The sequence below is a fragment of the Pseudoroseomonas cervicalis genome (assembly GCF_030818485.1).
Classification (GTDB): Bacteria; Pseudomonadota; Alphaproteobacteria; order Acetobacterales; family Acetobacteraceae; genus Pseudoroseomonas; species Pseudoroseomonas cervicalis_A.
Map to the genome: position 1 here is coordinate 2,088,395 of NZ_JAUTAJ010000004.1, position 20,702 is coordinate 2,109,096.

The following is a 20,702-nucleotide window of genomic DNA, read 5'->3' on the forward strand; positions in this document are numbered from 1 at the left end:
CAGCGTGGAAAGGCAGCGCTGCCGCTGGCGCGCATGACGCGCTGCAACCTTCAGCCGGGCCGCGCATCCCCCCACATTGTGAAGCGGATGGGCTTCCTTCATCTTGGCATGGTCCAGCCGCGAAGGCACATGCCCCGTATGCGTTTCCCGACCCTCACCCTCCCCGCCCTGCTCCTGGCCTCGGCCGCCACCCTGGCCCTGCCGGCGGCGGCCCAGGCGCCCGGCGCTGCCAACCCGGCCGCGCCCGCCTCCCCCGCCCCGGCCACGCCGCCGGCGGGCCAGGCGCCCGCCGGGCAGGCCCCCGCTGGCCAGGCCCCCGCTGGCCAGGCCCAGGGCGGCAATGCCCAGGGCGGCAATGCCCAGGGCAGCCAGGCCCAGCGCCCCAACCCGGTGGTCGCCCGCGTGGACGGGACCGAGCTGCGCCGCTCCGATATCGAGCAGGCGCTGTCCCAGCTGCCGGCCGAGCTGCGCGCCGCGCCGCAGCAGATGCTCTACCCGCTGGTGCTGGACCAGCTGATCGCCCAGCAGGCGCTGGTGAACGCCGCCCGCGCCCAGGGCCTCGACAAGGAGGCGGAGGTGCAGGCCGCCATCCGCCGCGCCGAGGAGGAGCAGCTGCAGCAGGCCCTGCTGCGCCGCGCCATCGCCCCGGCCCTGACGCCGGAGGCGCTGCGCGCCCGCTATGACCGCGAGATCGCCGGCAAGCCGGGCGAGGAGGAGGTGCATGCGCGCCACATCCTGACCGCCAGCGAGGCCGAGGCGCGCGCGGCGCTGGAGGAGGTGCGCCGCCCCGGCGCCGATTTCGCCGAGGTGGCGCGGCGCCGCTCCACCGGCCCCGGCACCCAGCAGGGCGGCGATCTGGGCTTCTTCAAGAAGAGCGACATGGTGCCGGAATTCGCCGAGGCCGCCTTCGCCCTGCAGCCGGGCCAGATCAGCCAGGCGCCGGTGCGCAGCCCCTTCGGCTGGCATGTCATCAAGGTGGAGGAGCGCCGCACCGCCCCGGTGCCGAGCTTCGAGGAAAGCGTCGAGGAGCTGCGCAAGGCCGCCTTCGAGGAGGCGGTGAACGCCGCCGTCGAGCGCACCGTGGCGGCCGCCAAGGTCGAGCGCTTCAACCTCGACGGCTCGCCCCAGGCGCCGGCGGCGCAGAATGGCGCGCCGGGCGGTGGCCAGGGCGGCAACCAGGCGCCCTCGCTGCTGGATGGCGCGGCGCCGCCGCGCCGCTGAGCCGGACACGATCGCGCGGCGCCCCACCGAATGCTCCCCCGGGGCGCTCCCTAGGGCGCCGCGCGGATGCTTGCGGGGCAGCGGCCCCGCCCGCGCGATTTGCGCATCTGGGCGATTTCGCCCTGTCCGATCCCGCTCTAGAAGAGGCGCAGCCCCGCGGCCGCCGGGCCGGCCTTGCGCCGGCACCGCCGCGGGGGCCGAGGGGGAGCGCTCCCCCGCTGTCTTGTGTCGACCCGTGAAGGACCCGCCCGCATGGCTGGCAAGCTCCCCGTCTCCCCTCTCGCGATGCCGCTTCCCGCGGTGCCGCCGATCGCCGGCGTCCGGCTCGGCGTCGCGGCGGCGGGCATCCGATACAAGGGCCGCAACGACCTCACCTTCATGGAATTCGCCCCCGGCACCACGGTGGCCGGCGTGTTCACCCGCAACAAATGCCCGGGCGCCCCGGTCGATTGGTGCCGCGCGGCGCTGAAGAGCGGCAAGGCCCGCGCCCTGGTGGTGAATGCCGGCAACGCCAATGTCTTCACCGGCAAGCCCGGCCGCGACGCGGTGCAGGCCACCGCCGATGCGGCGGCCGCCCTGGTCGGCTGCAAGCCGAAGGAGGTCTTCCTGGCCTCCACCGGCGTCATCGGCGAGACCCTGCCGCATGAGAAGCTGACCGCCGCCCTGCCCGCCCTGCATGGCCAGCTCTCCGAGGCCGGCTGGGAGGATGCCGCGCGCGGCATCATGACCACCGATACCTTCCCCAAGGCCTGTGTCCGCAAGGCGGAGATCGGCGGGGTCGAGGTGACCATCGCCGGCATCGCCAAGGGCTCGGGCATGGTGGCGCCGGACATGGCGACGATGCTCTGCTTCATCGCCACCGACGCCAAGATCCCGGCCGCGGCGCTGCAGGCGATGCTGAAGAAGGGCACGGATGCCAGCTTCAACCGCACCACGGTGGATAGCGACACCTCGACCAGCGACACGGTGCTGGTCTTCGCCACCGGCCAGGTGAAGCATCCGCGCGTACCCGCCGAGGGCGGCGCCATGCTGAAGGATTTCGCCCGCGCGCTGAACGAGCTGCTGCTCGACCTGGCGCTGCAGGTGGTGCGCGATGGCGAGGGCGCGCAGAAGCTGATCCGCATCGACGTGACCGGCGCCACCACCGGCCGCTCGGCGCAGAAGATCGCCATGGCGATCGCCAATTCCCCGCTGGTGAAGACCGCCATCGCCGGCGAGGACGCCAATTGGGGCCGCATCGTCATGGCCGTCGGCAAGGCGGGCGAGCCGGCCGATCGCGACCTGCTCTCGGTCGCCGTCGGCGGCACCTGGATGGCGAAGGAGGGCGGCGTCGTCCCCGGCTATGACGAGGCGCCGGTGGTGGCCCATATGAAGGGCCGCGAGATCGAGATCGCCGTCGATATCGGCCTGGGCAAGGGCAAGGCGACCGCCTGGACCTGCGACCTGACGCATGGCTATATCGACATCAATGGCAGCTACCGCAGCTGAGGGCTGAGCCGGCGGCCAGGTCCTTCCGCCTGGCCGCCCCTCCCGGCAGGGCGCGGCCGGCCGAGGCCGCTTGCGCCGCCCTCCCCCGCCTGCTTCATTCGGGCGTGCCCTTCCTGTCGTATCCGCCCCTTCGCCCTGTGCCGGCCGCCCGCCGGCCCGGCCCGCATCGCCGCCTGCCCCACCGCCCGGCCCCGACCCGGTGCTGAGCCTGCCGCAAAGGCTGCTCGAGCTCGGCATCCGCGACCGCTCGCCGCTCTGGCGCTGGGGCGTGGCCGGGCTGCTCTTCCTGGCGGCGCTGCTGGTGCGGCTGGTCTCCGACCCCTATCTGCCGCCGGGCTTTCCCTTCCTCACCTTCTTCCCCGCCGTCATCGTTACCGCCTTCCTCTGCGGCACGGTGCCGGGGCTGACGGTGGGCGCGGCCTCGGCCGTCGCCGCCTGGTATTTCTTCTTCGACCCGGCGCGGAGCTTCGTCTTCAACGTCCCGGTGGCGCTGGCGCTGGGCTTCTTCACCTCGGTCTTCTGCCTCGAGGTGCTGCTGATCCATGTGATGAACCGCTCGCTGCGCCAGCTGCGGGCGGAAAGCGCCCGGCAATCGCGCGAGGCGGAGCTGAGCCAGCAGCTGGCCCGCACGCGGGAGGTGATGTTCGAGGAGCTGCAGCACCGCGTCTCCAACAATCTGCAGGTGCTGGCGGCGCTGATGATGCTGCAGCGGAGCGAGGTGCGCGACCCCGCCGCCCGCCGCGTGCTGGACACCGCGGCGCAGCGGCTGGAGCTGATCGGCCGCATCCAGCGCAGCCTGCACCGGCCGGGCGAGGCCGGGCTGCCCTTCGACCGCTTCCTGCGCAGCCTGTGCCAGGACGTGCTGCAGGCCAGCGGCGCCCGGGCGGTGACGACGGAGATCGAGGCCGAGCCCGTGGCGCTGGCGCCGGAGCTGACCGTGCCGGTCGCGCTGATCACCGCCGAGCTGGTGGCCAATGCGGTGGAGCATGCCTTCCGCGACCGCCAGGGCCGGCTGCTGATCCGGCTGCGGCGCGGCGCGGATGGCGTGCTGGCGCTGTCGGTGCAGGATGATGGCGCGGGGCTGGCGCCGGGCTTCGTCGCCGCCGAGAGCGGCAGCCTCGGCCTGCGCATCGTGCACGCTCTGGCCGGGCAGATCGGCGGCCGTTTCGAGATGCTGCCCGCCCCCGGCGGCGGCACGCTGTGCCGCCTGGTCTTCGCCGCCGACTAGCATCCCGGCCGCCCCGCAACGCAAAACGCCGATGCCCTGGCCGGGCATCGGCGGCGCGTCTGGTCAGGCGGGTGCCGCGGCGCCCGGGCGGCGGGTCTCAGGCGACGCCGTGCCGGCCCATCTCCAGGAATTTCTCGCGGCGGCGGGCCTTCAGCGTGCCGGAATCCAGCGCCAGCAGCGGCTCCAGGCAGGCGGCAATCTGGTTGCCCACGGCCTGCACCGTCTTGACCGCGTCGCGATGCGCGCCGCCCAGCGGCTCCGGCACCACCTGGTCGATCAGCTGCAGGCGGCGCAGATCCTCGGCGGTCAGCTTCAGCGCGTCCGCCGCGGTGCTGGCCTGGGCGGCGTCGCGCCACAGGATGCTGGCGCAGCCCTCGGGGCTGATCACCGAATAGATCGAATGCTCCAGCATCAGCACGCGGTCGGCGGCAGCCAGCGCGATGGCGCCGCCCGAGCCGCCCTCGCCGATGATGGTGGAGATCACCGGCACCGGCGCGTCCAGGCAGGCCTCGATCGAGCGGGCGATGGCCTCGGCCTGGCCGCGCGCCTCGGCCTCGATGCCGGGGAAGGCGCCGGAGGTGTCGACGAAGGACAGGATGGGCAGGCCGAAGCGGCCGGCCAGTTCCATCAGCCGCCGCGCCTTGCGGTAGCCCTCGGGCTTGGCCATGCCGAAATTGTGCTTCACGCGGCTTTCGGTGTCGGTGCCCTTCTCGGTGCCCAGCACCATCACGGCGCGGCCGCGGAAGCGGCCCATGCCGCCGATCACCGCCGCGTCGTCGGCGAAGGCGCGGTCGCCGGCCAGCGGCGTGAAGCCCTCGATCAGCGTGCTGACATAGGCCAGGCATTTCGGCCGGTCCGGATGGCGGGCCACCTGGGTCTTCTGCCAGGGCGTCAGCTTGGCATAGGTCGCCTGCAGCAGCTTCTCCGCCTTGTCGGAGAGCCGGCCGACCTCCTCCGCCACGTCGATGCCGCCGGCATCGGTGGTGCGGCGCAGTTCCTCGATCTTGCCTTCGAGCTCGGCAAGCGGCTTCTCGAAATCCAGGAAGTGGCGCATCGCAATCCCGTTCCGTCACAGCGCCGCAATCAGGCGGCAGGCGCGGCGTCGCACTAGCGCAGAAGGCCCCGCAAGGCCAGTGGGCGTTGCAGCAAGGCAGGGAAAGCGTTCTTTTTTGGAAAAAAAGAACCAAAAAACTTTCATCAGTTTGGCGTCCCGCTTCAACGGGAGACGGCGGCAGCCTGACAGAAAGTCTTTTTGCTTCTTTTTCTTCAGAAAAAGAAGGTCTTATACTTCACTTCCTGCCAGCGGATGGTGCGTCTCGACAATCTGCCGCAGCCGCTCTTCCAGCACGCGCGTGTAGATCTGCGTGGTGGCGATGTCGGCATGCCCCAGCAGCATCTGCAGCGCGCGCAGATCGGCGCCGCCCTCCAGCAGATGGGTGGCGAAGGAATGCCGCAGCACATGCGGGCTGAGCTTCGCCGGGTCCAGCCCCGCCGCCAGCGCCGCCTGCTTGACCAGCAGCAGCAGGCTCTGCCGCGTCAGGTGGCCGGATGCCCCGCGCGAGGGGAACAGCCATTTGGAGGGCTTCTTCGGGTCCTGCAGCGACAGCGCCGCCAGCCGCGCGCGCTCCGAGATCGGCACCAGCCTTTCCTTGTTGCCCTTGCCGCGCACCAGCACCAGCGGGCTGTCCTGCGCGAGCGCCCGTGCGGGCAGCGAGACCAGCTCGCTGGCGCGCAGGCCGGAGCAGTAGAGCAGTTCCAGCAGCGCCGTCGCCAGCGGGCCGCGCTTGCCCGGCAGGCGCGTGGCAGCGTCCAGCAGCGCCTCCACCTCCTCCCGCCGCAGCGCCTTGGGCACGCGGGAGGGCTGGCGCGGGCTGTCCAGGATCTCGGTCGGGTCGTCGGCGCGCACGCCCTCCGCCGCCAGGAAGCGGTAGAATTGCCGCAGGGCGGAGAGCCGCCGCGCCGCGGTGCGCGGCGACAGCCCGGCATCGGTCAGCCCGGCGATGTAGCGGCGCAGCAGCTCGGTGTCGGCGCCGGCCAGCGTGCCGCCCTGGCGCCGCGCGAAACCCGCGACATCCTCCAGATCGGCCCGATAGGCGGCCAGCGTGTTGCGGGCGGCGCCACGCTCGGCCGCCAGCATTTCCAGGAAGGCCTCGCTGTGGCGGTCCATCCGCGGCCCGGCCTCAGCCCGGCTCAGCGCGTGCCGAAACGCTCATTGGGCAGCACACGCTCCACCGGCGCCTGATTGGCCGGCGGCGGGAAGGCGCCCAGCACCACCAGCCCGCCCAGGGCGGCCAGCAGCAGGATGACAAGAAGGAGCAGCAAAGGGCGGCGGAACATGGAGAAGCGGGTATCCTCGCGCGCAGGGAATGTTGTGCTACCTTCCGTCCCTGTGTCACGCAACCTCGGCCTTGCCATCGTTCCGCCCGCCGCACCGACGGCGCCCGACGCCGACCCCGCGCCCTTCGCCCCGGCGCCGGCGGCGAACCTGCTGCCGCGCGGCGGGATGACCCGCTCCATCGTGCTGATCGGCATGCCCGGCGCCGGCAAATCCTCGATCGGCAAGCGCCTGGCCCAGCGCCTCGGCCTGCCCTTCCGCGACGCGGACACCGAGATCGAGGCCGCAGCCGGCCAGCCCATCACCGAGATCTTCGCCCGCTATGGCGAGCCGCATTTCCGCGAGGGCGAGCGCCGCGTCATCGCCCGCCTGCTGGCCGGCCCGCCTTTGGTGCTGGCCACCGGCGGCGGCGCCTATGCCGATGCCGAGACGCGCCGCGCCATCCGCGACTCCGGCGCGCTGGCGGTCTGGCTGCGCTGCTCCATCCCGGTGCTGCTGCCGCGCGTCTCCGGCCGCGCCACGCGGCCGATGTTCCTGAACCAGGACCCGTCCGAGGTCCTGGCCCGCCTGATGGCCGCGCGCCATCCGCTCTATGCCGAGGCCGATATCATCGTGAACTGCCCCGACGAAAGCCCCGACGCCACCACCGACCGCGTGCAGGAGGCGATCGCCGGCCATGCCCCGCCGGCCCGCCTGCCGGTGCCGCTCTCCGGCGGCCGCGCCTATGACGTGCTGGTGGGCGAGGGCCTGCTGGACCGCGCCGGCGGGCTGATCGCCCCGGTGCTGCCGGCCCGCCGCGTCGCCATCGTCAGCGATGCCGCCGTCGCCGCCCTGCACCTGCCGCGGCTGCGCGCGGGGCTGCAGGAGGCGGGCTTCGAGATCCGCGCCAGCCTGACCGTGCCGCCCGGCGAGGCCTCCAAGAGTTTTTCGCAGTTTGCCGCGCTGATGGAGGACCTGCTGGCCGCCGGGGTCGACCGGCGCACCGCCATCGTGGCCCTCGGTGGCGGTGTGGTCGGCGATCTCGCCGGCTTCGCCGCTGCCGCCGCCCTGCGCGGCCTGCCCTTCGTGCAGATCCCGACCACCCTGCTGGCCCAGGTGGACAGCTCGGTCGGCGGCAAGACCGGCATCAACCTGCGCGCCGGCAAGAACCTGGCCGGCGCCTTCCACCAGCCGCGCATCGTGCTGGCCGATACCGGCGCCCTGGCCACCCTGCCCCCGCGCGAGCTGCGCGCCGGCTATGCCGAGGTCGCCAAGCACGGCCTGCTGCAGGGCCCGCTCTGGGAGTGGTGCGAGGCGAATGGCGCGAAGGCCGTCGCCGGCGACCCCGCTGCCCTGCGCCACGCCGTGCTGGAAAGCTGCCGCCTGAAGGGCGCCGTGGTCGCCGCCGACGAGCATGAGGAAAGCCCCGAAGGCGGCCGCGCCCTGCTCAACCTCGGCCACACCTTCGGCCACGCCATCGAGGCCGAATGCGGCTACGATGGCAGCCTGCTGCATGGCGAGGGCGTCGCCATCGGCCTCGGCCTCGCCGCCCGCCTCTCCGCCCTGCTCGGCCTCTGCGACGCCGGGCTGCCGGCGCGGGTGGAGGCGCATATCGCCTCGGTCGGCCTGCCCGCCCGCCTCTCGCATCTGCCGCGCCGCTTCACCCTGGCCGCGCTGATGAACCGCATGCGCAAGGACAAGAAGGTGCGCGACGGCGCCCTGCGCTTTGTCCTGCTGCGCGGGCCGGGCCAGGCCTTCACCAAGGATGATGTCGACCCGGCCATGGTCGAGGCGCTGCTGCGGGCCGAGGGCGCCGTCGGCTGACCCCTGGGGAGGCTCCGCCTCCCCAGACCCCTCCGCCGGGGGAACAGGGTTCCCCCGGACCCCGCCTTCAGTTGGGCCAGCTGAACAGGTGCAGCAACCCGCGCTGGACCGGAACCTCGTTGTCATCCGTCAGCATCGCCAGCCAGCGCTCGCCAGCATGGCGGAAGGCGGAGACGGCCTCCCAGTTCTCGCACGGCAAGGCCTCGGCCTCCAGCAGCGCCTCGCCCTGCAGCAGCGTGCCGGGGCCGGCCTCGGCCAGCATCTCGGGCGGCAGGCGCACCAGCCGGCCGCGGAACCATTGCCGGTAGCTGAAGGCCCGCTCCACCACCAGCGCCCCGCCATCCGGCAACCCGCAGGCATCCGACGGCACGAAGCCCGGCGCCGGGCGATAGCCCATCGCCACCCAGCGCCCCGGCCCGCCCAGCCAGGCGCGCAGCCAGCCATGCGGCCCGGTCCACAGCCCCTCGCTGATCGCCAGGCAGCGCCCGTCCGGCAGCACCGCCAGGCTCTCCAGCCCGGCATTCAGCGGCGCATCGGCCAGCTCCCGCGGCGTCGGCCAGATCTCGCCCGGGCCGTCCAGCCGGGCATGGCGGGTGACATGGTGCCAGCGCTCGAAGCCGATCAGCCAACTGCCATCCGGCAGCCGCGCCAGGCTCTCCGCATCGCTGGTCAGCCGCTCCGGCGGCTCCAGCCAGAAGCCGCTGTCGATCGGCCCGGTGCGCAGCCCCTCCAGCGACACAGGCGCCCCGGCGGCATCCAGCACCAGCCGCCCCTGCATCCAATAGCCCTGGTCGCTGACGGCGGAGAGGGTGAGGTCGTCGCCGACATGCAGCCCCGACCAGCCGCCATGGCCGATCGCGGCGCGGTCGAGCAGCAGCCCCCCGCGCGAGCGCAGCGCCGCGCCCGGTGGCAGGGGCAGCGGCGGCAGCTTCGCGATCTCGGCCAGCTGGCCGCGCAGCAGGCAGCCGCCGAGCCCGCCAAGGCCGAGCCCGGCCAGCAGCAGGCTGCGCCGGTTGCGGCGGATCACGCCAGCAGCGGCGCCCGCTCCGTCGCGGCGCGCTGGAAGGCGGCGGCCGCATCCTCGTCGAACAGCTCGGCCAGCTTCTTCATCATCGTGCCGCCCAGCTCCTCGGCATCGACGATGGTGACGGCGCGGCGGTAGTAGCGGGTGACGTCATGGCCGATGCCGATGGCGATCAGCTCCACCGCCTGCCGCCCCTCGATATCGCCGATCACCTTGCGCAGGTGGCGCTCCAGATAGTTGCCCGGGTTGACCGACAGCGTGCTGTCATCGACCGGCGCGCCATCCGAAATGACCATCAGGATGCGCCGCTTCTCGGGGCGGGTGAGCAGGCGGCGATACGCCCAGTCCAGCGCCTCGCCGTCGATATTCTCCTTCAGCAGCCCCTCGCGCAGCATCAGGCCGAGATTCTTGCGCGCGCGCCGCCAGGGCGCGTCCGCCGCCTTGTAGATGACGTGGCGCAGGTCGTTCAGCCGGCCCGGATTGCGCGGCTTGCCCTCCTGCACCCAGCGCTCGCGCGACTGCCCGCCCTTCCAGGCGCGCGTCGTGAAGCCCAGGATCTCCACCTTGACCGAGCAGCGCTCCAGCGTGCGGGCCAGGATGTCGCAGCACATGGCGGCGACCGAGATCGGCCGCCCGCGCATCGAGCCGGAATTGTCGATCAGCAGGGTGACGACGGTGTCGCGGAAATCCGCCTCGCGCTCGCGCTTGTAGGAGAGCGAGAGCAGCGGGTTCGCCACGATGCGCGCCAGGCGGGCCGCATCCAGCATGCCCTCCTCCAGGTCGAACTCCCAGGCGCGCTGCTGCTGCGCCAGCAGCCGCCGCTGCAGCCGGTTGGCAAGCTTGGAGACGACGCCCTGCAGATGGGAAAGCTGCTGGTCGAGCTGCTGGCGCAGCCGCGCCAGCTCCTCGGAATCGCAGAGATCCTCGGCCGAGACCTCCTCGTCGAACTTCTTGGTGAAGGCGCGGTAGACGCTGGAATCATCGGCCGGCGGCACCTCGCGGCGCTGCTGCGGGCCGCCAGGGCGGTCCTCGCCCTCGGCCGCGACGCCCTCTTCCTCCTGGGTCTCGCCCTCTTCCTCGGCGCCCTCGCCCTGCATGGATTCCGGCTGGGCGCCGAGTGTCGGGTCGCTCTCCTGGCTCTGCGCCTCGCCCTCGGAGGAATTGTCCTGCTGGCTGGTGGCCTCGGCGCCTTCCTCGGCCTGCTCGTCATCCTCGGCCTCGGCCTCCACCTCGGCCTCGGCGAGGTCGAGGGCGGAGAGCAGCTTGCGCGCGGCGCGGGCGAATTTGTCCTGGTCGTCGCTGGCGGCGGCCATCTCGTCGAGCGCCGTGTCGGCCTTCTCGCCCAGCGAATGGCGCCAGAGGTCCAGCACACGCTGCGCCGCCTCGGGCGCCGGCTGGCCGGAGAGGCGCTCGCGCGCCAGCAGGGACAGCGCCGCCGGCAGCGGCAGCTGGTCCTTGCGGGTCATCCGGTCATAGCCCTCGGCCTCGCAGGTCTCCGAGAGCCGGGCGGAGAGGTTGGCGGCAACGCCGGGCATCAGCCGGGAGCCCACCACCTCAACGCGCGCCTGTTCGAGGGCGTCGAAGACTTCCTTGGCCTCGCGGCGGGCCGGGGTGCGGGCGGCGTGCGCCGCCTCGTCATGGTGGCGCAGCCGCAGCGCGATGGCGTCCGCGGCGCCGCGCAGCCGCGCCATCTCGCCGGGCGGCAGGGCGCGGGTCGGCAGCGGCAGCCGGGCGCGCTTGCCGGCCAGGCCGGAGGGGCCGGGCTGGAAGGCCACCTGCACCTCGGCATTGCGCGCGATGGCGCGCAGCGTGCCGGCGGTCGCCCGCTTGAATTCTTCTTGCCGGGTCGGGTCCTTGCTGCCGCTCATCACTCGCCTCTGCTCGGAGGTCCAGGAGGCCACGCCTCCTGGCGGGGTGGTCCAGGAGGGGCGGCGCCCCTCCTGGCCATGACCATCAGTTCTTGCGGACCAGCAGCCCGGTCGGCACTTCCTCGTTGAAGCAGCGCTGATAGTACTCGGCGACGGTGGACCGCTCCGCCTCGTCGCACTTGTTCAGGAAGGACAGGCGGAAGGCGAAGCCGACATCGCCGAAGATGCGGGCATTCTCGGCCCAGGTGATGACGGTGCGCGGCGACATGACGGTGGAGATGTCGCCGGCGATGAAGCCGGCGCGCGTCAGGTCGGCCAGCGCCACCATGGCGTCGATCTGCTTCTTGGCGGCGGCGTCGTCGGCGCGGATGCCCATCTTGGCGGCGACGATCTGGCTCTCCTGCGCATGCGGCAGGTAGTTCAGCGTGGCCACGATGTTCCAGCGGTCCATCTGGCCCTGATTGATCTGCTGGGTGCCGTGATACAGGCCGGTGGTGTCGCCCAGGCCCACCGTGTTGGCGGTGGCGAAGATGCGGAAGGCGCCATGCGGGCGGATCACGCGGTTCTGGTCCAGCAGCGTCAGCTTGCCCTCGACCTCCAGCACGCGCTGGATGACGAACATCACGTCCGGGCGGCCGGCGTCATACTCGTCGAACACCATGGCGCAGGGGTGCTGCAGCGCCCAGGGCAGGATGCCCTCGCGGAATTCGGTGACCTGCTTGCCATCCTTCAGGACGATGGCGTCCTTGCCGATCAGGTCGATACGGCTGATATGGCTGTCGAGGTTGACGCGGATGCAGGGCCAGTTCAGCCGCGCCGCCACCTGCTCGATATGCGTCGACTTGCCGGTGCCGTGATAGCCCTGGACCATGACGCGCCGGTTGAAGGCGAAGCCGGCGAGGATGGCGAGCGTGGTGTCGCGGTCGAATTTGTAGGTGGGATCGACCTCCGGCACATGCTCGGTGCGGACCGAGAAGGCGGGCACCTCCAGGTCGCTGTCGATGCCGAACACCTCGCGCACCTTCACGGTCATGTCCGGAAGGTCGATGGCGGAGGTGGGGCGGACGTCGGAAAGGGTAGCGACCTTGGTCATCGGGCTCTCTTCGCTCTGCTCTCTTCGCTCTGGGCTTCGCCGCCGCGCGGCGCGCGGCCGGCCTGGTTCGTCTCGCCCGTGTCTCTCATGCGGCCCGGCTGGCGGCGGAGGGGTCGGGCTTGGCCGCGCCCTCCTGCGCCGCCGCCGCCAGCCGCTTGCGCAGCAGGCTGTAGGCGCGATTGATGTCCTTCAGACGATCCTCGGCGGTCTTGTCCCCGCCATTGGTGTCCGGATGGTAGCGCTTGGCCAGCTCCTTGTAGCGGGCGCGCAGCGTCTCCTCCTCGAGCGGCCAGCCAAGGCCCAGCATGTCGAGCGCGGCGCGCAGCTCCGGCGGCGCTTCCTTGGCGCTCTTGCGGGGCGTCGGCGGCGCCTCGCCGAACAGGCCCAGCGGATCGCGGAAGATCTCCGGGTTCAGCTTGCGCGTGCCGCCCAGCCGGCCGAGCGGCCAGGTCGGGCGCTGCCAGCCGCTGTCGTCGCGCAGCGCCGTCTCGATCTCATCCGGCGCCATGCCCTTGTAGTAGTCCCAGGCCTGGTTGTAGGCGCGGACATGCTCCAGGCAGAAATGGTAGTAGTCGCGCAGGCGTGACCGGTCACGCGGGGCACGGAACTCACCCGCAGCCTCGCAGCCCGGCGCGTCGCAGGGCCTGAAGGGGGTGGAGCTGTCGGATCGGGGACGTTCGCCGCGGCGGGCCATTTGGAGGTTTATGGTCCTGGATGAGTGGGGCCGCAAGGCGGCAGATTGCAAACCTTTCGCTTGGCAGAGCGGCCGGCGCGTGGAAAACCACCGGCCATGCTGACACGCGCCGAACGCATGCGGGAAGTCCTCCTGGAGGCCTTCGCCGCGGCCGAGATCCGGATCGAGGATGACAGCCACCGCCATGCCGGCCATGCCGGCGCCCGGCCGGGGGGCGAGACGCATTACAATCTGGTGGTGATCGCCCCGGATTTCCGGGGGATGAACCGCGTGGCACGGTCGCGCGCCGTGCATGCCGCGCTGGCCGCCGAATTCGGCAGCGGGCTGCATGCGCTGTCGCTGCGCCTGCTGACGCCCGAGGAAGCGGCGCCCGGCGGCCCCCGCTGAGCGCGGCCTTGGCCCGCCCAGCGATACCGCTTCGCGCCGTGAGGAGATGCGCATGACCGAGAGCAGCATCCTCTACGAGGACGAGCATCTGCTGGTGGTGCACCGCCCGGCCGCTGCGCCGGCGGCGGACGCGCCCACGCTGATCACCTTCGCCGACCTCACCTTCCGCCCGCGCGGCCACGCCATCTGGGGGCAGGAGCCGGCGGAGAAGCTCGGCATCGACGCCATCGGCTTCGTCGCCAAGGCGGAGAACTGGTACCCCGCCGCCTCGGTGGCCGCGGCCGCGCCGGCGGTGCAGGCGGCGCTGCGCGGCCCGGCCATCGCCTATGGCTACAGCATGGGCGGCCATGCCGCGCTGAAGCACGCGGCGCGGCTGGGGGCGGCGCATGCGCTGGCGGTCTGCCCGCAGGACAGCATCGACCCGGACGAGGTGCCCTGGGACAGCCGCTTCCACAATTTCCACCACCCCGCGCTGCACGCCCATATGGCGGTGCTGCCGGGCGAGGCCGGCGAGTTCGCGGTGATGCTGGCCGACCCCTACATGCCGGAGGATCGCGGCCAGGCGCTGCGCCTGGCGCGGCGCGGCGTGCACTGGCTGCGCACCCCCTTCATGGACCATGCCGCCATCTGGCTGCTGGTCGACAGCGCCTTCCTGGGCGAGGTGTTCCGGCTGATCCTGGCGCGCGACCTGGCGGGGCTGACGGCGGAGCTGCGCGCCCGCCGGCATGACAGCCCGCACTGGGCGCGGCATCTGGGCAATGCCGCTTTCCGCCGCGGCCATCTGCGGCTGGGCAACGCGCTGTGGCGGCGCGCCCGCAAGCAGGGACTGACGCGCAGCGTCATCAGCGGCGATGTGCAGCGCATGCTGGCGCTGCGGGTGCAGGAGCTGCGCGACCGCAAGCAGAACCGCCGCGCCCGCGACATCGCCATGCTGCAGCTGAAGGCCTGGCCGCAGGATGCCGCGCTGCATGCGCGGGTCGGCCACCTGATGCTCGGCATGAAGAATTTCGCCGAGGCCGAGCGCGCCTTCCGCTCCGCCCTGGCGCTGAACCCGCAGCAGGGCGGCGGCGCCTGGCAGGGGCTCAGCCTGTCGCTCGGCGCGCAGAAGCGGCTGGACGAGGCGGTGGAGCTCTGCCTCGGCGCGGTGGAGCAGGTGCCGAAGGATGTCGGGCTGCGCATGCATCTGGCGCAGATGCTGCTGAACACCGGCAAGGCGGATGGGGCGGAGCTGCAGTATCGCGCCGTGCTGGAGGTGGAGCCCACCCATCCCAAGGCGCTGCTCGGCCTCAGCCAGACGCTGGCGGCGCGCGGCGAGCGGGCCGAGGCGGTGCTGCTGGCGCGGCGCGTGATGGAGGCGCTGGGCAACGAGCCGGAGACCTGCCTCTGGCTCGGCCAGCTGCTGCTCTATATCGGCGAGCCGGCCGAGGCCGAGCCGGTCTACCGCAGCGCGGTGGAGCTGGATCCGGACAATGCGGCGGCGCAGATCGGGCTGGCGCGGGCGCTGGAGCGCAGCGGCAGGCTGAGCGCCGCGCAGCGCGTCGCCGCCCTGGCGGCCGAGCGGCTGCCGGAGGATACGCGGGTGAAGGCGCTGGCCCGCCGCCTCGGCCCGCCGGAGGAGGAGGTGGTGGAGGCCAGCGCCCCGTCGCCCTCACGCTTCCGCCGCTGGCTGAACGAGTTCTTCAGCGCCGACGCCTGAGAGGCCTGTCTCTGCCCGCCCGGCCTTGCCAGCGCGGCAGGGCCTGGCCGCGCGGCGGCGTGAAGACCCGCCCGAGGGCGGCCGCTGGCCGGGCGCCGCCGCGCTCGCCGGCGGCGCGGTATGGCTCATGCGGCGCCCCGCCTCCCCGCGCGACGGCGGCAGCCCGAAAAAGAGTCCCGCCTATGAGGAAGACGGCGGCAGCCTGGAAGAAAACTGGCGGGCGAGGACGGGGCTGTCCTCGGCATAGGCCAGGCAGGTGTTGATCAGCGCGGTCGGACGGGTGCTGCCGGAGTCGCGCTGGCGCCGGGCCAGGCGCACCGCATAGGTGGCCTGGAAGGCGACGGTGGCCAGCTGGGCCAGCATCTCGCGCAGATGTGTGCAGCCCACCACGCCGCCCACCCGCTCCTGCACCGCGCGGTTGAAGCCGCCGCCGATCTTCAGGCCCGCGAGCCGCGCGAAATTCGGCGCGGCGCCGGGGCAGATGGCGTAGGGGCTGTGGTCGGTCACCGCCTCGCAGGATTGGATGACCATCTCCTCATCGATGGTCAGGCGGATCCACATGCCGTGCAGCGGCTCGCCGGCGGGGACGCTGCGGTCCACCGTCTCGAAGCCCTCGGGCTTGGTGTCGATCAGATGGCCTTCGATGTCGAACAGGCCGTCCTCGCGCGCATAGCCCCGCATCTCCAGCTGGCGCCGGTGCAGGGGGGCGCGCGCGGCGGGCGGGGAGAGGGGCATGGCAGGCTCCCGGCATGATGCAGCGCAATAGCCTCCGGTATGGCATGGCCGCGATGGCGGCGGCAAACCGGCGCGGCGCGCGGCCGCCCCGCGCCGGGCGCGGGCCCCTCCCCCCCCCTGGGCACGGGCCGCTTCGCCCCCTAATCCGGTGCCATGCAGGATGATGCGGTGATCCGGGCCGAGGGCCTGACGAAGCGCTATGGCGGGGGCGCGGCGGCGGTGGAGGGGCTGAGCTTCGCCCTGCCGCGCGGCGCCACCTGGGGGCTGCTGGGCGGCAATGGCGCGGGCAAGAGCACCACCATCGCCATGCTGCTCGGCCTGCTGGTGCCGAGCGAGGGGCGCGCCTTGGTGCTGGGCCATGACATGGCGCGGGACCGTTTCGCGGCGCTGGCGCGGATGAACTTTTCTTCTCCCTATGTCGCCCTGCCGCACAAGCTGAGTGTGGCCGAGAATCTGCGCGTCTATGCGCATCTCTACGGCGTGCGCGGCGCCGACCGCCGCATCGCCGAGCTGGCCGCCGAGCTGCAACTGGAAGAGATCCTGGACCGGCCGGCGGGGCAGCTCTCGGCCGGGCAGAAGACGCGGGTGGCGCTGGCCAAGTCACTGATCAACCGGCCCGAGCTGCTGCTGCTGGACGAGCCGACGGCCAGCCTCGACCCCGACACCGCCGATTGGGTGCGCGGCTGGCTGGAGCGCTACCGGGCGGAGAGCGGCTGCGCCATCCTGCTGGCCAGCCACAACATGGCCGAGGTGGAGCGGCTCTGCGGCCATGTGCTGGTGATGAAGCGCGGCCGGCTGGTGGACCAGGGCGCGCCGGCCGCGCTGGTCGCCCGCTATGGCCGCGACAGCCTGGAGGATGTCTTCCTCGACATCGCGCGCGGCCAGGGTGCGGCCAGCGCGGCGGGGGCCGGCGCATGAGCGGCGGGGCGATGGGCGGCGCGGCGCAGCGCGTCTGGGGCCTGGTCTACCGGCATCTGGCGCTCTACCGGCGCTCCTGGCCGCGGCTGATCGAGCTGATGTACTGGCCGGTGCTGCAGATGCTGGTCTGGGGCTTCGTCACCGCCTATCTGGCCGGCGTGCAGCAGAACACCGGCAGCGTCGCCGCCGGCATCCTGCTGGGCGGTGTGCTGCTGTGGGAGGTGGCGCTGCGCAGCCAGATGGGCTTCGCGCTCTCCTTCCTGGAGGAGATCTGGAGCCGCAATCTCGGCCATCTCTTCGTCAGCCCGCTGCGCCCGCGTGAGCTGGTGGCGGGGCTGATCGTGATGAGCACGCTGCGCATGCTGGTGGGGGTGCTGCCGGCGGTGGGGCTGGCCTGGCTGCTCTACGGCTTCGGCCTGTTCGCGCTGGGGCCGGTGGTGGTGCTGTTCTTCGCCGCGCTGATGATGATGGGCTGGGCCGTGGCGCTCGGCGTCACCGCCATGATCCTGCGGCACGGGGCGGGGGCGGAGCCGCTGGCCTGGTCGGTGCTGTTCGGGCTGACGCCCTTTGCCTGCGTCTTCTACCCGATGGAGACGTTGCCGGTGGCGCTGCAATGGGTGGCCTCCGCCCTGCCGGCGGCGCATGTGTTCGAGGGCATGCGCGCGGCGCTGCTGCAGGGCGAGGTGGCGAGCGGCCATCTGCTAGCCGCCTTCGCGCTGGATGCGCTCTGGCTGCTGGTGCTGGGCCGGGTGTTCCTGGGCCAGTTCGAGGCGGCGCGGCGCAGCGGCGCGCTGAGCAATATTGGCGAGTAGCGCGCAGCCGCGCTGAACCGCCGGGCCATTCCGTGACCGAGGCGGGGCGTGCCCGGCGCCCCCTGCCCGCGGCCTTGCCTGGCGGCGCCCCAGGACCGGGCGCCCGGCCGGATGCGGCGGCTCAGCCGAACCAGAGGCGGTCGGCGGCCTCGGCCGGGCTGCGCAGCAGGCGGCCCAGCGCCTGGGCCAGCTCCTCCCGGCTCGGCTCCGGCGCATCCTCGGTGGGGTCCAGCACCGCGGCGGCGTCGAAGCCGATGCAGGCCTCGGGCTGCAGGCTCAGATGCAGGGCCAGGGCGGCGGCCAGCGAAGCCAGCTCGGCCTGGGGCGGGGTTTCGTCCCAGCCCGGCAGGGTGGCGTTGAAGGCCAGCTGCGCCGCCTGCTCGGCCAGGGCGGCCGGGGCGGCGGACCAGGCCGGCAGCGCGCCCTCGGCCAGGGAGGATGGCGCGGCGGGCGAGGCCGGCGCCGAGGCGGCAGCCGCGGCGGGGCCGGTCCAGGAAATGGCCATCGGCACGGTGGTGGGCCATTCGGCGGGCAGCGGCATGTCGTGCGGCGAAAGCGGCATCCTGCGCTCCTCCACCCCCCACGGGGGTGCGTCAGGCGGTGGCGGGACTGGCCCCACGGCACCGCGTCCTTCTGTCGGGGCGCAGCATCACTCCGTTTCGGTAAAGTTACGGTAAATCGAGGCGGACCCGCCGTGCCGCGCGGCGCGGCGGCGGGAGGGGCGGATTTCCTCGGCCGGGTTTCTGCTCTACAGCAGCCGCGTGACCCCGACCCGCTTCTTCCTGATCCGCCACGCCATCGTCGAACCCTCCGCCCGGGTGGTGATGTATGGCGACATGGACGTCTCCATCTGCGCCCTGGCCCTGGCGCAGGAGAGCGCCGCCTATCGCTGGCTGGCCCAGCGCCTGCCGGAAGGGGCGCGCTGGTTCCACACGCCGCTGTCGCGCACCCGCGCCACGGCCGAGGCGATCTTCGCCGCCGGCTACGCCGCGCCGGTGATGAGCGTCGAGCCGCGCTTCGCCGAGCAGCATCTCGGCCAGTGGCAGGGCATCACCCATGAGGCGCTGACCGAGCTGCTGAACGACCCGCCCCACCCCTTCTGGCCGCATGGCGCCTTCGAGCGCCCGCCCGGCGGCGAGAGCCTGCAGGACGTCATCGGCCGCGTCGGCCCCGCTTTGGAAGAGATGGCCGAGGCGCTCGAAGGGCAGGATGTGGTGATCGTGGCGCATGGCGGCTCGATCCGCGCCGCACTCGCCCATGCGCTGCGGCTCGACCCGCACCAGGCCTTCCAGCTCTCGGTGAAGAACCTGTCCCTGACCCGGCTGGAGAAGCATGGGGCGGATTGGCGCATCGTCTCGGTCAATGAGGAGCCGCCGGCCGGCGCCAGCGCCTGACACCGGCGGCCCGCCGCGCCCCCGGCCGCGCCAACGCCCGCAATTGTGTTGCCGCGCCCGGCCGCGCGCCACCGGCCGGCCGCAACTTGCCCTTGTCATGCCGCAGTCAGGAGTTCATGTCTCCCCAACAGCTTGGCGGAGGATGCTCATGCGGCGCTCGATCTGCGCATCGGTCTCGGCACGGTCGGTGATGGCCCCGCTCATGGCCCCCCTGGCCCTGGCGCTGGCCGGAATGCTCGCCCTCGCCCGCCCCGCCGCCGCCCAGGTGGAGGAGCAGGCGCTGGTCGACCGCTCGACGCTGGCCGTGCAGGAAATGCTCGGCGCCGGCGGCGGCGACAATGCGGCGCATTTCAACGACGCCATCGCCCTGCTGCGCCGGGCGCGCGCGGTGATGGTCTGCCCGCGCATCTTCCGCGCCGGCTTCATCCTGGGCGGCCAGGGCGGCTCCTGCGTGCTGCTGGCGCGCGACGGCGCCGGCTCCTGGTCCTCCCCCGCCTTCTACGGCATGGGCAGCGGCAGCATCGGCTTCCAGATCGGCGTGCAGGACGCCATGGTCATGATGATGGTGCTGACCGACAAGGGCCTCTCCGCCCTGATGGACAGCCAGTTCAAGATCGGCGCGGACGCCTCCATCGCGGTGGCGACGATCGGCGGCGGCATCGCCGGCTCCACCACCGCGGCCGTCGGCGCCGACATCGTCACCTTCGCCAAGAGCCGCGGCCTCTATGCCGGCATCGCGCTCGACGGCTCGCTGCTGTCGAGCCGCAGCGAGGCCAACCGCGCCTATTACGGCCAGGGCTACAGCGCGCGGCAGATCGTCATCGACATGGCGGCGCACAATCCGGGCGCCGACCCGCTGCGCGCCGTGCTGCTGCGCTTCGGCGGCCAGACCCCGCCCGCCGGCGCGGTGCCGCCCGCCCCGGCCGGCCAGGCGGCGATCCCGCCCACCACGCCCGGCTATGAGCCGCCGCCCTCCTACCAGCCGGGCGGCGGGGTGCAGTCCCAGCCGCTGCGCTGAGCGGAACCCGCCCGACACAAACCGGCCCGGGGGCCATCGCCCCCGGGCCTTTTTCATGCGCCCCTTCTCATTCGCCGGCGCGCAGGCCGAGCGCCAGGCTGCGCCCCTCGGCGCTGTCGGGATCGATCAGCCCCTCGCGCAGGAACAGGTCGATCAGCACCAGATTGACGTTGAACTTGAAGTCATCCGTGTCGCGCACCGCCTCCAGCACGCGGGTGGCCGGCCACAGCTCGAAATGCTCCACCTCGTCATCCTGCGGCACCGGCGTCACATCCTCGGGGATGTCGAGGTCATAGACATGCAGGATGTCGCGCCGCAGCCCCTCGCGCACCTGCATGATGTAGGAGAGGCGCGAGACCGGGCGCGCCCGCGCCACCAGCTCCGGCGCCAGGCCGGCCTCCTCGGCCGCCTCCTTCACCAGCGTCTCCTGCGGCGAGAGGCCGGCCGGCGTGCCGCCGGCGACGATATTGTCCCATTGCCCCGGCGCCACCGCCTTGTCGCGCGCCCGCTTGCCCAGCCACAGATGCAGCCCGTCCGGCCGGCGCACCAGCCCGTTCAGATGCACCCCCTGCGCCAGCACGCCGAAGGCCGGCACGGCGCCGCGGTCCAGCGTGGCCAGCACCGGCCCCTCGGGCTCGGCGCGCACGTCGAAACGCTCGCCGCGCAGCCGCAGATAGCCCGCCTTGGCCAGGCCCTGCGCCGCCTCGGCCAAAGCCTGGCCGCACGCCGCGGCGCCGCGCAGCCGCGCCGCCAGCGCCACGCCGCGCCCGTCGAAATGGAAATCGCGCGGGCGGAAGGCCAGCCAGCGCGCCAGGTCGGGGTCGAGCCAGCCCACCTGCTGCGGGCCGATATGGAAGGCCACCAGCCCGGCCGGCGAGGCCAGGTTGTTGCAGGCGGCGATGTGGCGGGCGAATCCGGTCGTCATGATGCGGGGGTTTTGCACCCGGAGCGCAGGCGGCAACAGGGCGGAAGGGGGTAGGCTTAACAG

20 protein-coding genes are annotated in these 20,702 nt (G+C 72.8%); 10 read left to right on the forward strand and 10 right to left on the reverse strand.

The genetic code is table 11. From position 1 onward, the window contains the following. The first annotated feature begins 129 nt into the window (after positions 1–129). From QE401_RS13635 to QE401_RS13645, 3 genes are all read left to right on the forward strand, one after another. Positions 130–1,221, forward strand: coding sequence for a peptidylprolyl isomerase (locus QE401_RS13635; RefSeq protein ID WP_307138725.1), 1,092 nt, complete (start codon positions 130–132; stop codon positions 1,219–1,221). 252 nt (positions 1,222–1,473) lie between these two features. Continuing rightward, positions 1,474–2,709 carry a bifunctional glutamate N-acetyltransferase/amino-acid acetyltransferase ArgJ gene (argJ, locus tag QE401_RS13640; RefSeq protein ID WP_307138726.1) on the forward strand — a complete coding sequence of 412 codons (1,236 nt, stop codon included), beginning with the start codon at positions 1,474–1,476 and terminating at the stop codon, positions 2,707–2,709. A 199-nt stretch (positions 2,710–2,908) separates the two neighbouring features. Then, positions 2,909–3,937, forward strand: coding sequence for a sensor histidine kinase (locus QE401_RS13645; RefSeq protein WP_307138727.1), 1,029 nt, complete (start codon positions 2,909–2,911; stop codon positions 3,935–3,937). A 97-nt stretch (positions 3,938–4,034) separates the two neighbouring features. On the opposite strand, the gene QE401_RS13650 is transcribed toward QE401_RS13645, so the two are convergent. The 3 genes from QE401_RS13650 to QE401_RS13660 form a co-directional block, all read right to left on the reverse strand. Then, positions 4,035–4,991, reverse strand: a complete 957-nt coding sequence (locus tag QE401_RS13650; RefSeq protein WP_307138728.1) for an acetyl-CoA carboxylase carboxyltransferase subunit alpha — start codon at positions 4,989–4,991, stop codon at positions 4,035–4,037. A gap of 228 nt (positions 4,992–5,219) precedes the next feature. Continuing rightward, on the reverse strand, positions 5,220–6,104 hold the full coding sequence (locus QE401_RS13655; RefSeq protein ID WP_307138729.1) for a site-specific tyrosine recombinase XerD: 885 nt from the start codon (positions 6,102–6,104) through the stop codon (positions 5,220–5,222). 23 nt (positions 6,105–6,127) lie between these two features. Further along, positions 6,128–6,274 carry a hypothetical protein gene (locus QE401_RS13660; protein WP_007003794.1) on the reverse strand — a complete coding sequence of 49 codons (147 nt, stop codon included), beginning with the start codon at positions 6,272–6,274 and terminating at the stop codon, positions 6,128–6,130. A 52-nt stretch (positions 6,275–6,326) separates the two neighbouring features. Here QE401_RS13660 and aroB point away from each other — a divergent pair, with 52 nt between their 5' ends. Then, complete coding sequence (gene aroB, locus QE401_RS13665) at positions 6,327–8,075, forward strand: 3-dehydroquinate synthase (RefSeq protein ID WP_307138730.1); 1,749 nt, start codon at positions 6,327–6,329, stop codon at positions 8,073–8,075. 67 nt (positions 8,076–8,142) lie between these two features. Here aroB and QE401_RS13670 read toward each other — a convergent pair whose 3' ends face one another. The 4 genes from QE401_RS13670 to QE401_RS13685 form a co-directional block, all read right to left on the reverse strand. Beyond that, positions 8,143–9,102, reverse strand: a complete 960-nt coding sequence (locus tag QE401_RS13670; protein ID WP_307138731.1) for an esterase-like activity of phytase family protein — start codon at positions 9,100–9,102, stop codon at positions 8,143–8,145. Continuing rightward, the gene (gene cobT, locus QE401_RS13675; protein ID WP_307138732.1) at positions 9,099–10,967 is read right to left on the reverse strand and encodes a cobaltochelatase subunit CobT; all 1,869 of its coding nucleotides are present in this window, start codon (positions 10,965–10,967) and stop codon (positions 9,099–9,101) included. Before cobT ends, QE401_RS13670 begins: the two co-directional genes overlap by 4 nt. An 85-nt stretch (positions 10,968–11,052) precedes the next feature. Beyond that, positions 11,053–12,060, reverse strand: coding sequence for a cobaltochelatase subunit CobS (gene cobS, locus QE401_RS13680; RefSeq protein ID WP_307138733.1), 1,008 nt, complete (start codon positions 12,058–12,060; stop codon positions 11,053–11,055). A gap of 85 nt (positions 12,061–12,145) precedes the next feature. Continuing rightward, entirely contained in the window at positions 12,146–12,754 is a 609-nt protein-coding gene (locus QE401_RS13685; protein WP_307138734.1) for a J domain-containing protein, read from the reverse strand. 96 nt (positions 12,755–12,850) lie between these two features. On the opposite strand from QE401_RS13685, the gene QE401_RS13690 reads away from it, so the two are divergent. Both QE401_RS13690 and QE401_RS13695 read left to right on the forward strand, forming a co-directional pair. Continuing rightward, positions 12,851–13,141, forward strand: coding sequence for a BolA family protein (locus tag QE401_RS13690; protein ID WP_307138735.1), 291 nt, complete (start codon positions 12,851–12,853; stop codon positions 13,139–13,141). 52 nt (positions 13,142–13,193) lie between these two features. Then, on the forward strand, positions 13,194–14,837 hold the full coding sequence (locus QE401_RS13695) for a tetratricopeptide repeat protein (protein ID WP_307138736.1): 1,644 nt from the start codon (positions 13,194–13,196) through the stop codon (positions 14,835–14,837). A 180-nt stretch (positions 14,838–15,017) separates the two neighbouring features. Here QE401_RS13695 and QE401_RS13700 read toward each other — a convergent pair whose 3' ends face one another. Further along, positions 15,018–15,572 (reverse strand): DUF2889 domain-containing protein, encoded by a 555-nt coding sequence (locus tag QE401_RS13700; protein WP_307138737.1) that lies wholly within the window; start codon positions 15,570–15,572, stop codon positions 15,018–15,020. 153 nt (positions 15,573–15,725) lie between these two features. Here QE401_RS13700 and QE401_RS13705 point away from each other — a divergent pair, with 153 nt between their 5' ends. Continuing rightward, positions 15,726–16,490 (forward strand): ABC transporter ATP-binding protein, encoded by a 765-nt coding sequence (locus QE401_RS13705; protein ID WP_307138738.1) that lies wholly within the window; start codon positions 15,726–15,728, stop codon positions 16,488–16,490. Beyond that, entirely contained in the window at positions 16,487–17,302 is an 816-nt protein-coding gene (locus QE401_RS13710) for an ABC transporter permease (protein ID WP_373461442.1), read from the forward strand. The genes QE401_RS13705 and QE401_RS13710 overlap by 4 nt, the downstream gene beginning before the upstream one ends. Positions 17,303–17,423: 121 nt before the next feature. Here QE401_RS13710 and QE401_RS13715 read toward each other — a convergent pair whose 3' ends face one another. Continuing rightward, positions 17,424–17,864, reverse strand: coding sequence for a hypothetical protein (locus QE401_RS13715; protein WP_307138739.1), 441 nt, complete (start codon positions 17,862–17,864; stop codon positions 17,424–17,426). Positions 17,865–18,063: 199 nt separating this feature from the next. Between QE401_RS13715 and QE401_RS13720 the strand changes: the two genes are divergently transcribed. After that, complete coding sequence (locus QE401_RS13720; RefSeq protein ID WP_307138740.1) at positions 18,064–18,696, forward strand: histidine phosphatase family protein; 633 nt, start codon at positions 18,064–18,066, stop codon at positions 18,694–18,696. 202 nt (positions 18,697–18,898) lie between these two features. After that, positions 18,899–19,714, forward strand: a complete 816-nt coding sequence (locus QE401_RS13725; RefSeq protein WP_307138741.1) for a lipid-binding SYLF domain-containing protein — start codon at positions 18,899–18,901, stop codon at positions 19,712–19,714. 67 nt (positions 19,715–19,781) lie between these two features. Here the strand turns inward: QE401_RS13725 and QE401_RS13730 are convergent, their stop codons facing one another. Then, positions 19,782–20,639 carry an NUDIX hydrolase gene (locus tag QE401_RS13730; RefSeq protein ID WP_307138742.1) on the reverse strand — a complete coding sequence of 286 codons (858 nt, stop codon included), beginning with the start codon at positions 20,637–20,639 and terminating at the stop codon, positions 19,782–19,784. Positions 20,640–20,702 lie beyond the last annotated feature (63 nt).